The following is a 13,970-nucleotide window of genomic DNA, read 5'->3' as shown; positions in this document are numbered from 1 at the left end:
TTTGCGATGCGCGAACAGCAAGAACACACCTTCGCTACCCATGACGGCGTCGAGCTTTTCTACCGGCACTGGCCGGCCACCGCCCCCGCGGACGGCGAGCCACGCAAGGCGATCCTGCTGTTCCATCGCGGTCACGAGCATTCGGGGCGCATCGCCCACCTGGTCGATGAACTGAACCTGCCGCAGTTCGACTTCTTTGCCTGGGACGCCCGTGGCCACGGCCAATCGCCTGGCGCACGCGGCGACAGCCCCAGCTTCGCCACCAGCGCCCGCGACGTGCAGACCTTCTGCGACCATGTCGGCGCCACCCACGGTATCGAGGAAGAAAATGTCGCCGTGATCGCCCAAAGCGTCGGCGCCGTGATCGCCGCCACCTGGGTCCACGACTACGCCCCTAAAATCCGTGCCCTGGTGCTGGCCTCCCCGGCGTTCAAGGTCAAGCTGTACGTGCCTTTCGCCCGCCCCGGCCTGGCACTGATGCGCAAGTTTCGCGGCAACTTTTTCGTCAACAGCTACGTCAAGGCCAAGTTCCTCAGCCATGATCCGGAGCGCGTGGCGTCCTACGACAGCGACCCGCTGATCACCAAGGCGATTTCGGTGAATGTGCTGCTGGGCTTGTACGAAGCGGCCGACCGGGTTGTAGCCGATGCCCAGGCGATCCAGGTCCCCACCCAGTTGCTGATCTCCGGCTCCGACTTCGTGGTGCACCGCAAACCCCAGCAGCAGTTTTTCGATCGCCTGGGCAGCCTGAAAAAAGAGCTGCATATCCTCCCCGGCTTTTTCCACGACACCCTCGGCGAACGTAACCGCGCCGTGGCCGTAAGCAGCGCCAGGCGCTTTATCCTGCAAAACTTCACCCAGCCGCTGGACCGCGCGTCTCTGCTGGACGCCGACAAGCTGGGCGCCACCTGCGCCGAGTCCGAAGCCCTTGCCGCGCCACTGCCGCGCAACTCCCTGCGCGACCTGTACTGGCGCATGACCCGCGCCAGCATGGGCCTGGGCAAGAACCTGTCGGATGGCGTAAAGCTGGGCTTCGACACCGGGTTCGACTCCGGCAGCACCCTGGACTACGTGTACCGCAACACGCCCACCGGCAAAGGCGCGCTGGGTCGGATGATCGACACCAATTACCTCAACTCCATCGGCTGGCGCGGTATTCGCCAGCGCAAGCTGAACGTCGAAGAACTGCTGCGCCTGGCCATGGCCAAGCTGCGGGATGAACAGCGTGAAGTACGCATTGTCGACATCGCCGCCGGCCACGGCCGCTACATCCTTGAAGCGTTGCAAGGCGTGTCGCCGCTGCCGGAATCGATCCTGCTGCGCGACTACAGCGACATCAACGTGCGCGACGGTAGCGCGCTGATTCGTGAGAAAGGCCTGGGGGAGATTGCGCAGTTCGTCAAAGGCGATGCGTTCGACCGCGCTGACCTGGCCGCGCTGGCGCCCAAGCCGACGCTGGCCGTGGTCTCCGGGCTGTATGAATTGTTCGCCGATAACGCCATGGTCGGCGGTTCGCTGGCCGGCCTGGCTGACGCGGTGGAACCCGGCGGTTACCTGGTCTACACCGGCCAGCCATGGCACCCGCAGTTGGAGTTGATTGCCCGCGCGCTGACCAGCCATCGCCAAGGCCAGGCCTGGGTGATGCGTCGCCGCAGCCAGGCGGAAATGGACCAACTGGTGGAGGCCGCCGGTTTCCGCAAAATCACCCAGCGTGTGGATGAGTGGGGCATCTTTACCGTGTCCCTGGCACAGAAGATCTGAACATGCGCGAACCCGGCCTGTTAAAGCCAGCTGTCCTGTGGCTGCTGCTCTTGGCGCCGCTGTTTTTCAGCACCTATGGTTTCGCCACCTGGGTCACCAGCCAGCGCAGCGACGTCGGCACGCTGGTGTTCGGCTGGGAAACCCATATGCCATTCTGGGCGTGGACCATCGTGCCCTACTGGTCCATCGACCTGCTCTACGGCTTCTCACTGCTGCTGCCCAGTACCCGCCATGAACTGAAGCAACATGCGCTGCGCCTGCTCAGTGCCCAGGTCATCGCCGTGAGCTGCTTCTTGATCTGGCCACTGCGCTTCACCTTCGAGCGGCCGGAACTGGACGGCGTGTTCGGCTGGCTGTTTGCCGTGCTGGCGGGTTTCGACAAACCGTTCAACCAGGCACCCTCGCTGCATATCGCGCTGCTGGTGATCCTGTGGATCATGTACCAGCGCCATGCCCAGGGCGTGTGGCGCTGGGTGGTGCATGCTTGGTTCGGGTTGATCGGTATTTCGGTGCTGACCACTTATCAACACCACTTTATTGACTTACCCACAGGCGCCCTCGCCGGCTGGCTGTGTGTGTGGCTGTGGCCGCTGGAACATCCCAGCCCGTTGCTGAATGCGCGGCTTAGCCGCGACCCCAAGCGCTGGCGGTTGGGTCTGCGCTATGGCCTGGGCGCCCTGACGCTGGTGATCCTCGCCTGGGTGCTGCGCGGGTGGTGGCTATGGCTGCTGTGGCCGGCGGTGTCCCTGGCCCTGGTCAACGCCAATTACTGTGTGCTCGGCGCGGCGGGCTTTCAGAAACGTGCCGATGGCCGTCTCACGCCGGCGGCTCGCTGGCTGTATGCGCCCTACCTGGCGGCCGCGTGGATCAATTCACGCCTGTGGACACGTCAGCATCCACAGCCCGACCGGATTGTGGATAACGTGTGGCTTGGAAGGATTCCTGCCACGAACGAGCAGGCTTCATTCAAGGCAATCGTCGATCTGTGTGCCGAACTGCCGATTAATCCACAGGGCGCTTATCAATGCGTTCCGGTGCTGGACTTGATCGCCCCAACCGCCGCCGAATGCCTGCAAGCGGCACACGCCATCGAACGCCTGCGCTCCAGCGGCCCGCTGCTGGTGTGTTGCGCCCTCGGTTACTCGCGCAGCGCCACCGCCATGGCCGCCTGGCTGCTGCACAGCGGGCGCGCCGCCACGGTGGATGAAGCACTGGCTATTATTCGTACAGCGCGGGACCAAGTGGTCCTGCATCCTGCTCACCGTGAAGCGTTGGAGGGTCTGCTCCATGCCCGCTGATATGGAACTCCAAGTCGTCGCCAGCCTGCTGCGCCGCGGCCGTTCGCTGGATCAGTTATCCACAGGCCTGACATTACTGGGGGTATTGTTCGGCCTGGCGCAACTGCTGCTCGCCAGCATTTCGTCCATCTGCCTGTTGCTCAGCCTGTGGATGATTATCCTCGGCCTGCTGCAAAAGTACTGGTCGCTGCGGGTAGCCTTCGACGCCGACCTGTTCGCCCTGCTGGCCCGCGACACCGAGCGCACCCCGGACCTCGACCAGGCGTTGCAAACCCTCGGCCTGCAATCGCCCAAACGCGCCGGTCGACCCTGGACCGAACGCCGTCGCGGTGCTCTCAAACTGTTGCGCAAACAAGCCTGGCTACTGGGCGCGCAAGTGCTGCTGACCCTGGCCGTGATCCTCGCCAGCCCTTGGCTACCTTTCGCAGGATAAGGAATCCCCATGTTCGAACCCGTGGTTGCCACGCTGATTACCTCGATGGCCCGCACCGTCACCGGGGCTCGTAGCCTGTGGCTGGGCTGCGCACCGGTGCCGGTGCAACGCATCTACTTCGCCAACCACAGCAGCCACGGCGATTTCGTGTTGCTATGGGCGTCGTTGCCGCAGAACCTGCGCAAATTCACGCGCCCAGTGGCCGGCAGCGACTATTGGAACAAAAGCGCACTGCGCCGCTACATCATCAACCGCGTATTCAACGGCGTGTTGATCGACCGCGAACGCAAGGACCCTGTGGATAACCCCTTGCAACCCATGCTCACCGCGCTGGAAGGCGGGGACTCGCTGATCATCTTTCCCGAAGGCACGCGCAACCTGGAAGACGGCCTGCTGCCGTTCAAAAGCGGCTTGTACCACCTGGCAAAAAGTTACCCACAGGCTGAGTTGATCCCGGTGTGGATCGCCAACCTCAACCGGGTCATGCCCAAGGGTCGTGTGCTGCCACTGCCGCTGCTATGCACCACCAGCTTCGGTGCACCGCTGCAACTGGAGGAAGGCGAAGACAAGGCGCTGTTCCTGGCCCGTACCCGCGACGCCCTGCTCGCCCTCGCCCCGGAGCACTCCTGACATGGCTAGCCAAACCCTGATGTTGTTCGGCGGGATCGGCGCGATCCTGGTACTCGCCTCGCTGATCGGCCTGATCCTCAAGCTGCGCAGCCGTGGCGCGCCGAATGCGGTGATCGACAACCTCAACGCGCGCATCAACGCCTGGTGGGTGATGGTGGTCGTGATCGGCATTGCCTTCTGGCTGGGTACCGGCGCGGTGATCCTGCTGTTCTACGCGGTGTCGTTCTATGCACTGCGCGAATTCCTGACCCTCACCCCCACCCGGCGCAGCGACTACCCGGCCCTGGTGGCCGCGTTCTACCTGGCCCTGCCGCTGCAATACCTGCTGATCTATGCCGACTGGTACGGCCTGTTCTCCATTTTCATCCCGGTATACGTGTTCCTGCTGCTGCCGATCCTCGCCTCCCTCGGCGGCGACAGCACGCACTTCCTGGAACGCGCGTCGAAGGTGCAATGGGGCCTGATGATCGCGGTGTTCTGCGTGTCCTTCGTGCCCGCCCTGCTGACCCTCGATATCCCCGGCTACGAAGGCCGTAACCTGCTGCTGATCGCGTACCTGGTGATCGTGGTGCAACTGTCGGACGTGCTGCAGTACGTGTGCGGGAAGCTGTTCGGCAAACACAAGATAGCGCCCAACCTGTCACCGTCGAAAACCGTGGAAGGCTTTGTCGGCGGGATCTTGCTGTCCTCCCTGATCGGCGCGGCACTATGGTGGACCACGCCGTTCAACCCATGGCAGTCGTTTTTGATCGCCCTGCTGATCAACCTGCTCGGCTTCGCCGGCGGCATCGTCATGTCGGCAATCAAGCGCGACCGCGGGGTCAAGGACTGGGGCCATATGATCGAAGGGCACGGCGGCATGCTGGATCGGCTGGATTCGGTGTGTTTCGCCGCCCCCATCTTCTTTCACCTCGTACGCTACTGGTGGACCTGACCCCACACCCCTCTCAAGCCCAATGACGATCAAAATGTGGGAGGGGCCCCGCTGACCCGGTAAACATCCCCGCCGTGCGGCGTATCGGTGTCATCTTTTGTATCAAAGACGCGTGTAAGATACGCCGCACTTAGCCAGGGATGCTCACCATGTTCGATTCGCTCAAAGCCATCAGCCGTCGTGTTGTCGGTGTGTTTCTGACTGTGGTGGGGGCCGTTTTCGGTCAATGGCATCCGCCGCTATGGCTGCGTGCCATTGGCCGCGGCCTGGCGAACCTGGGCAACAAAGCCCGCGCTTATCCGCGCCAGGCCGGTGCCGGCGTATTGGGCCTGGTGCTGCTGGCCGCCGCGGCTTTCTATGGCTGGCACTGGTACACCCACCTGCCGCAGCCCCACACCGTGGGCTATTCGCTGCATAAACCCAACCTGACCGACTACACCCAGCAGCCACCGGTTGTGGATAACCTGCAGGTGCGCTTTGCCGAATCCGTGGCACCGTTGGCCGCCATCGGCAAACCCGTGAACGAGGGCATCAGCCTCAAACCTGCGATAGCAGGCACGTGGCGTTGGTCGGATGATCGCAGCCTGGTGTTTGTGCCGGAAAAAGACTGGCCCGTTGACGCCCACTACACCCTCGACCTGGCGAAGAAAAGCCTGCTGGCCGACGGCGTGTTGCTCAGCCAGTACAGTAGCCAATTCTCCACCCAGCCGTTCCGCGCCAGCCTGGCGCAAAACGAGCTGTACCAGGACCCATCCAACCCAACCCTGAAACAACTGGTAGCGACCTTCCGTTTTTCCCACCCGGTTGATGAAGAAAGCGTGCGCAAGCGCGTATCGGTCGCCCTAGGAAAAGGCTTGGCCTACCGCGATGCACAGCTGCCCAACCGCCCGGAAATAACCTTCGACGACACCAAGCTCAACGCCTTCGTGCGCTCTGCCGCCTTGGCTACCCCGCTGGAAAGCACGCCTGTCAGCGCCAAGCTCGATGAAGGCATCAAGGCCCGCGACGGCGGTAACGCCAGCACCGCACCGCTGGTGGCGGAAGTCACCGTACCGGGTCGTTATCGCCTGACCTTTACCGGCGCCGAAGTCAGCTTTGTGGACAACGAACGCGGCGAACCGGAGCCGGTGCTGATGTTCAGCAGTTCCAGTGCCGTAGCCGATGACACCATCGCCAATAAGGTCCAGGCCTGGCTGTTGCCGGAAAAAGCCCAGGACGACACCCGCCCCTATAACAGCAACGATATCGACGATGCCCTGCTCGCCCGCAGCACCAAGGTCAACCTGACCCACGTGCCCAGCGTCGAGCCGCTCAACACCCTGCACGCCTTCAAGTTCAAGGCCCCGGCCGGTCGAGCGCTGTATGTGCGAGTGCCCGCCAACCTGGAAGCCATCGGCGGCTACCTGGCGAAAAACCCCACAGCGTCCCTGATCAGCATGCCGGCGTATCCGCGCACCTTGCAGTTCCTCTCCGACGGCGCCCTGCTCAGCCTCAACGGCGAAAAACGCCTGGGTTTCATGGCCCGTGGCGTGCCGGGTGCCCATGTGGAAATCGCGCGCCTGCTGCCCAACCAATTGCAGCATCTGGTCGACCAAAGCAGCGGCAGCTTCGCCCGGCCTAACTTCGGCAACGAGTATTTCGATCGCATGGTCGAGCGTCAGGCGCTGGATATTCCGCTGTCGTCCAATGACCCGGCGAAAACCGTCTATGACAACGTCGACCTCAGCCATTACCTCACCGCCAACGGCGGTCGTCGCGGCATCTTCGTGCTCAAGCTCAGCCCGCAGGATGAACCGGCCGAACGCACCTTCGATTATTCGCGCAGCAGTACCAGCGACCTGCGCTTTATCGTGGTCACGGACCTGGGGATCATCGCCAAACGCTCCAGCGACGGCAGCCATGATGTGTATGTACAGTCCATCGGCAATGGCTCGCCGGTCGCCGACGCCCAGGTCGATATCATCGGGCGTAACGGTTTGCCGGTCGCCAGCGGCCACACCGATAACGAAGGCCACGCGCATTTCGCCAAGCTCGATGAACTGCGCCGTGAGAAAACGCCGCTGATGTATGTGGTCAGCCGTGGCAATGACCAATCCTTCCTGCCGATTGCCCGTCAGTCCCAGCAGTTGGATCTATCGCGCTTCGATGTCGGCGGCCTGGAAGAGGACGGTGCGATTGATCGTCTCAGCGCCTACTTATTCACCGACCGTGGCCTGTACCGGCCCGGTGAAACCGCGCACCTGGGCATGATCGTACGCAGCGGCAACTGGAAAGGCGCCCTGCAGGGCCTGCCGGTGGAACTGCAGATCACCGACCCACGCGGCCTGGAAGTGATTCGCCAACCGCTGAAGCTGTCCACCAGCGGCTTTGAAGCCTTTGATTTCCCCAGCAGCGAGACCGCCCCCGCCGGGGATTACACCGCCACCTTGCAGTTGATCGGCCAGAAGCAGACCCGCACAGACCTGGGCAGCGTCAGCTTCAAGGTTCGCGATTTCGAGCCGGACCGTATGAAGGTCAGCCTCAGCCTGCATGACACCCCGGTGCTGGGCTGGATTCCACCGGACCAGGTGGTGGCCAAAGTCACCGCGATGCACCTGTTCGGGGCCCCGGCGTCCGGCCGTCGCGTCACCGCGAAAATGTCCCTGAGCCCGACGCTGGCAGCCTTCGATCGCTACCCCGATTATCGCTTCCGCCTCAACAACTCGCTGGACGAGGCCAGCACCGAAGACCTGGCCGAGACCACCGTCGACGATAACGGCCAGGCGCTGCTTGACCTCAACCTGCAACGCTTTGCCAACAGCACCTACCGCCTGCAAGTGATGACCCAGGTATTTGAAGCCGAAGGTGGACGTAACGTGGCGGCGCAAAGTGCGTTGCTGGTGTCGTCCGCGCCCTATCTGGTCGGTGTGAAAAGTCAGGACTCACTGTCGTATGTCGCCAAAGACGCTCCCCGCCAGGTGCACTGGCTGGCCGTGGCGCCGGACCTCACGCCGCTGGCGGTGGATGGCCTGACCAGCGAAGTGGTCGAGCACCGCTACGTCTCGGTGCTGGTCAAGCAGTCCAACGGCACCTACAAATACGAGTCGCGCATCAAGAACATCAGCCAGCCGGCCTCGCCGGTGGTCATGACCCAGGAAGGCGCCAAGCAGACACTGAACACCGCCACGCCGGGCGATTTCACCCTGCAACTCAAGGATGCCAACGGCAACCTGCTCAACCAGATCGACTACAGCGTGGCCGGGCGTGGCAACACTTCGCGCTCCCTGGAACGCAACGCCGAGCTGCAACTGCGCCTGGATAAACGCAGCTACGCCACCGGGGATGAGATCGCGATCAGCATTCGTGCGCCGTATACCGGTGCGGGCCTGATCACCATCGAACGCGACAAGGTCTATACCCAGCAATGGTTCAAGGCCGACAGCACCAACAGCGTGCAACATATCCGCGTTCCCGCAGGGCTTGAGGGCAATGCCTACGTCAACGTGCAGTTTGTACGCGACATGGGTTCGGCCGAGGTGTACATGAGCCCGCTGTCCTATGGCGTGGTGCCGTTCAGCATCAACCTCGACGCACGGCGCATGGCGCTGAAGGTGGAAGGCCCGGCGAAGATCGAGCCGGGGCAGACCCTGGATATCAAGGTCACCGCCGACCGCCCGGGCCGGGCGGTGGTCTACGCGGTGGACGAAGGGATCCTGCAAGTAGCGCGCTACCAGACGCCGGACCCGTTGGGCTTCTTCTTCCAGAAGCGTGCACTGGAGGTCGGCACCAGTCAGATCCTTGACCTGATCCTGCCGGAATTCAGCCGCCTGCTCAGTGGGGCCGCGCCCGGTGGCGATACCGAAGGCGCCCTGGCCAATCACCTCAACCCGTTCAAGCGCAAACATCAGCCGCCTGTGGCCTGGTGGTCCGGGCTGGTGGACCTGCCCGCCGGTGAAAGCGTGCTGCATTACCAGGTGCCAGACAGCTTCAATGGCAAGCTGCACCTGTTTGCGGTGGCCGTGGATGCTGACAGCGTCGGTGTCAGCGAGGCCAACACCGAAGTACGCGGGCCGATCGTCATTACCCCCAACGTACCGGCCTTTGTCGCGCCGGGGGATGTGTTCAACGTGAGTGCCGGGGTGTTCAGCAACCTGGATGCCGCGGCGGATGTGAAGTTTGAAGTGCAGACCAGCGACGGACTGGTAGTCAAGGGCGGCAAGGGCACAACCTTGTCACTGCAACCGCGCAAGGAGGGTACCGCCGAGTTCAAGATCAAGGTCGGCGAGCACCTCGGCTCGGCGGATCTGCGCTTTGTCGCGGTGCTGCCGGACGGCAAGCGTATCCAAGTGGCGGAAACCACGTCGATCCGCCCCCTGAGTGAGCATCGCGTGGCCCTGAGCCTGGGACGTTTCGACAGCGCCAGCAAAGAGCTCAAGCCCACCCGCGAACTGTTCAACCAACTGCGCGATGTACAGGTGGGTGTGGCGGCCTCCCCGTTAGTGTGGGCCAATGGCCTCAAGCAGTACCTGGATGATTATGGCTATGCCTGCACCGAACAACTGGTGTCCAAGGCCATGCCAGCGTTGATCTGGGGCGGTACGGCGCCAGAGGCCGAGCAAGCCTTCGGCAGCGCGGTGCGCATGCTGCGCCAACGCCAGAACCAGGCCGGCGGCTTTGGTTTATGGGCGGCCAACCCGGATGTAGCGCCCTACGCCAGCCTGTACGCCACCGACTTCCTGATCGAGGCCAAGGAGCGCGGGCTGCCAGTACCGGAAGACCTGTTGGTGCGAGCCAATGCCTATCTGACGGACCTGGCCAACGGCCCGAGCGAAGGCCTGTCGGAATTGCGCAACCGTGCCTACGCCAGTTACCTGCTGAGCCGTCAGGGGATTCTCGTCAGTGGCGCCTTGAGCGATATCCGCGAACGCTACGAAAGCACCTTCAAGGATAGCTGGCAGAACGACCTCGGTGCCGCCTACCTGGCCGCCAGCTACAAGCTGCTCAAGCAGGATCGCCAGGCCGATACGTTGTTGCGCAAAATCCCATGGCGTTCGCTTGTGGATAAGTGGGACAGCGACGGCCTTTATTACGACCCGCTGGTGCACGATGCCGAACACTTGCACCTGCTGGCTCGGCACTTCCCCGAGCTGCTTGACGAGGTACCTACGGCGTTGCTGGATAAACTCGGCAAGCGCCTGAATGAACAGCGCTACAACTCACTCTCGGCCGCCCTGCTCCTGCGGGCCTTGGACAACTATGGCCAGCGCGCGCAAAGCGACATGACCCTCAAGGCCACCGCGTGGCTGGGTGAAAAACAGCAACAATTACTGGAGATGGCCGGCCAGCCACCGCGTGCCGCCGTGCCCGTGGGTACGCAAAAACTGCTGATGGAAAAAACCGAAGGCCCGGCAGCGTTCTACATGCTCAGCGAAGCCGGTTTCGATAAGGGCTCCAAGCTCAAGCCCATCAACAACGGCCTGGAAATCATCCACGAGTACCTTGACCTCAAAGGCGAGCCGGTGAGCAAGGTCGCGGTGGGCGACGAATTCCTCGTACGCCTGCGCCTGCGCGCAACGGATCGCGATCAGGTGCAGCAAGTGGCCGTGGTTGACCTGCTGCCCGGTGGCGTCGAGCCTGTGTATAACTTGCCGCCGGAGCCGGAAACCGCCAGCGGCGAGGACAGCGAAGGTGAAGGCGAAGAGTCTGAATACGTCGAAGACAACCAGGAAGCCGACACCTGGCAAGCGCCGATCGGCGAGACCGCGTTGAGCAACTGGCAGCCGGATTATGTGGATGTACGCGATGATCGGGTGGTGTTGTACGGCACCGCGTTGCGCGATGCCGGCACCTTCGTCTACCGCGTGCGCGCCACCAACGCCGGCACCTTTAATACACCACCGGCCTACGCCGAAGGTATGTACGAAACCACCCTGCAAGGGCGTGGCAAAGTAGGCCAGCTTGAAATTACCAAGCCTTAAGTGCCTGACGCCGCTGCTCGCAGCGGCGGTGGTACTGGCGGGGTTGCGGCTTTGGCCCCATGCCCCGCTGGAACAGGCGGTAACGTCCTCCAGGGTGGTACTGGCTGACGATGGCTCACTGCTGCGCATGACCCTGGCGGATGATGGGCAATACCGCCTCTGGCTGCCGCTGGAGCGGATCTCGCCGTCATTGGTCGAAGCCTTGCTGCTCAAGGAAGACCGCAATTTCTATTGGCACCCGGGGATCAATCCCCCGGCGCTGCTGCGCGCGGCCATGGCCACCTACAGCGGCGGGCAGCGCCAGGGTGGCTCGACCTTGAGCATGCAACTGGCGCGGCGCCTATGGGACCTCAATACGCGCCAGGTGCCGGGCAAATTGCAGCAGATGGCCTTGGCGTTGTGGCTGGAAGCGCGCTACAGCAAGCACGACATCCTGGAGGCCTACCTGAACCTGGCCCCCATGGGCGGCAATATCGAAGGCGCGGAGGCGGCCAGTCGCATCTATTTTGGCAAGTCAGCGGCGCAGCTTTCGTTATCCGAGGCCCTGGCGCTGGCAGTGATCCCGCAACAGCCGGGAAGGCGTGCGCGCTTCGGCCCCTCGCTGCAAAACGCACGGCTGCGCTTGATGAATGACTGGCGGAGTACTTATCCACAGGACGCGCGTAACGACAGTTTGCTGGACTTGCCCCTGGAAGCACGCAACCGCCAGCAGATTCCGTTCCTGGCACCGCACCTGAGCGAACAACTGCTCGCGTCCCAACCGGGTAACGAACTCAACAGCACCCTCAACCTGCCCTTGCAGCAATTGCTCGAGCGCCTGATCAGCGGGTTTATCGCCGAGCGGCGCAGCACCGGTGTGGAAAACGCCACCGCCATCCTGATCGACAGTCGCGACCAGAGCGTCAAGGCGCTGGTGGGTTCGGCGGATTATTTATCCACAGGCATCCACGGCCAAGTTAACGGCGTGTTGTCGCGCCGCTCGCCTGGGTCGACCCTGAAGCCGTTTCTGTATGGGCTGGCGCTGGACCAAGGGGTGATCCACCCCATGAGCATCCTCAAGGACCTGCCCAGTAGTTTCGGCTACTTCCAACCGGAAAATTTCGACGGCAGTTTTGTCGGGCCACTGACGGCGCGCGATGCGTTGATCCGTAGCCGTAATATCCCGGCCGTGTGGCTGGCCAGCCAGGTGAAATCGCCCTCGCTCTACGGATTACTGCAACAGGCGGGCATCAAGGGCCTGCGCAACGAGAGCCATTACGGCCTGGCGCTGGCGCTGGGTGGGGGTGAGATGACCCCGGAGGAACTGGCGCGGCTGTACGTGATGCTGGCCGGTGACGGTCATTTGCGACCCTTGCGCTATTTACAGGAACAGCCGCAAACCACCGGAGCGGCGCTGCTCACGCCCCAGGCCGCCTTTATGGTGCGCGACATGCTGCGACGCAACCCGCGCCCGGATGGCCTGCCCGGCCGCCACTGGCGCACTGCCTGGAAGACCGGTACCTCGTGGGGTTTTCACGATGCCTGGAGCGCCGGCCTGGTGGGCCCCTATGTGCTGGTGGTGTGGGTGGGCAACTTCGACGGTCGCCCGAACCCCGCGTTTATTGGCGCCAAGACCGCCGCGCCGCTGTTTTTCCGCATCGCCGATGCCCTGCCCCTGGCCTTGCCCAACACCGTCATCAAGCCCGACAAGCCGCCCGCCGGGCTGGTGCGCATCGACGTGTGCGCCGCGTCCGGCGAGTTACCCAACCGCTGGTGCCCGCAAACCCGCAAGACCTGGTACATCCCCGGCGTCTCGCCGATTCGCGTGTCCAACCTGCATCGCCCGGTGCTGATCGACACCCGCACCGGCAAGGCCGCCTGCCCGCCGTTCGATCCACAGTACACCCGCGAAGAAGTCTTCGAATTCTGGCCCAGCGACATACAGCGCCTGTACCGCGCCGCCGGCCTGCCCCGGCGCACGCCGCCCGGCGTGATGAAAAACTGCCAGCCCAACCGCATCAGCGACCAGAGCGAAGCCCCACAGATCCGCTCGCCCCTGACGCAAGTGAGTTATCAGTTGCGCCTGTCCCAACCCCAGGAAAGCATCCCGCTGAACGCGAACGCGGCCAGCGATGCGACGACGCTTTACTGGTTCGCCGACCAAACCCTGATCGGCCAGGGCCCGCCACAAGCCACCTTGAACTGGCGGCCGGGCAAGTCGGGCGAGTATCGGTTGCGGGTCAGTGATGATCAGGGACGGAGTGTGAGCCGGGGGTTGAGGGTGGAGTTTGTGCCTTAGGTGTGGCCATCACCCTCTGCGATCTCCACATAGTTCGACTCCCCACCTCCTGTCGCCCCCGACAACCACCCCCACACGAAACTCAGCGTGGTACGCCCGACAGCATCCACACCGACGATGCCTCGCGACCAGCCGGCCAGCAGTTCACCTTCCAGCGTCAGGCACTGATACAACAGCTCGATAGAGTCTGGACCTGTGACGCGCCCAACCTGCGTACCCAAGCGAATTCGACCGCCTTGGTACGTACCGGAAACCGCATCGCCCTCAACCAGGTAATGAAACACCGTGCCCGCGCCGGATAGCCCGTGGGTGTTGTTGGCGACGGTGAATCGGCGGTTGTTCAAACGCTTGTGGATTTGCGAGGGGGTGTTCATCGAAGGCGTGTCCTTTCGCGGGGGCCTGGAGACCCGGTTGTGATCCCACGGAATAAAGTCTGTCGGATCGCGCCCAGAAATTACAAGGGCTAGCCGGTGGGCTGATCAGAAATAAAGTCTGTCGCAACGCCATTTTTATGGGGCGTTGCCGTTCGACCTACTAAATAAAGTCTGTCTAGAACATGCAGACAATTGATTTTAAAACGTTTTATTCATAAAAAACAAAAATGCGCCGAGCGCGAGCACATTGGAATTATGACGGTTGAGAATCTATAACGTCGTCGACGTGTCCGATGGAGAGGCCA

The 13,970-nt window shown here is 62.8% G+C and carries 8 protein-coding genes; 7 read left to right on the top strand and 1 reads right to left on the bottom strand.

The features are described 5' to 3' along the window. The first annotated feature begins 6 nt into the window (after positions 1-6). The 7 genes from A7317_RS29165 to pbpC all read left to right on the top strand — a co-directional run bounded on the left by A7317_RS29165 (position 7) and on the right by pbpC (position 13,291). On the top strand, positions 7-1,761 hold the full coding sequence (locus tag A7317_RS29165; protein ID WP_024078214.1) for a bifunctional alpha/beta hydrolase/class I SAM-dependent methyltransferase: 1,755 nt from the start codon (positions 7-9) through the stop codon (positions 1,759-1,761). A gap of 2 nt (positions 1,762-1,763) precedes the next feature. After that, positions 1,764-3,059: a phosphatase PAP2/dual specificity phosphatase family protein gene (locus A7317_RS29160; RefSeq protein WP_024078215.1), complete on the top strand. Its 1,296-nt coding sequence runs from the start codon at positions 1,764-1,766 to the stop codon at positions 3,057-3,059. Continuing rightward, positions 3,049-3,492 (top strand): hypothetical protein, encoded by a 444-nt coding sequence (locus A7317_RS29155; protein WP_024078216.1) that lies wholly within the window; start codon positions 3,049-3,051, stop codon positions 3,490-3,492. Before A7317_RS29160 ends, A7317_RS29155 begins: the two co-directional genes overlap by 11 nt. Positions 3,493-3,501: 9 nt before the next feature. Further along, positions 3,502-4,122, top strand: a complete 621-nt coding sequence (locus A7317_RS29150) for a lysophospholipid acyltransferase family protein (protein WP_024078217.1) — start codon at positions 3,502-3,504, stop codon at positions 4,120-4,122. A 1-nt stretch (position 4,123) separates the two neighbouring features. After that, positions 4,124-5,056 carry a phosphatidate cytidylyltransferase gene (locus A7317_RS29145; protein ID WP_024078218.1) on the top strand — a complete coding sequence of 311 codons (933 nt, stop codon included), beginning with the start codon at positions 4,124-4,126 and terminating at the stop codon, positions 5,054-5,056. 149 nt (positions 5,057-5,205) lie between these two features. Beyond that, entirely contained in the window at positions 5,206-11,013 is a 5,808-nt protein-coding gene (locus A7317_RS29140) for an alpha-2-macroglobulin (RefSeq protein ID WP_069077315.1), read from the top strand. Then, a complete protein-coding gene (gene pbpC, locus A7317_RS29135) occupies positions 10,994-13,291 on the top strand; it encodes a penicillin-binding protein 1C (RefSeq protein ID WP_069077314.1) in 2,298 nt (765 codons plus the stop codon). The genes A7317_RS29140 and pbpC overlap by 20 nt, the downstream gene beginning before the upstream one ends. On the opposite strand, the gene A7317_RS29130 is transcribed toward pbpC, so the two are convergent. Continuing rightward, complete coding sequence (locus A7317_RS29130) at positions 13,288-13,665, bottom strand: hypothetical protein (RefSeq protein WP_069077313.1); 378 nt, start codon at positions 13,663-13,665, stop codon at positions 13,288-13,290. The genes pbpC and A7317_RS29130 overlap by 4 nt on opposite strands. Positions 13,666-13,970: the final 305 nt, after the last annotated feature.

The sequence above is a fragment of the Pseudomonas fluorescens genome, from assembly GCF_001708445.1.
Taxonomy (GTDB): domain Bacteria; phylum Pseudomonadota; class Gammaproteobacteria; order Pseudomonadales; family Pseudomonadaceae; genus Aquipseudomonas; species Aquipseudomonas gorinensis.
This window is presented reverse-complemented; position numbering and strand designations above follow the sequence as displayed.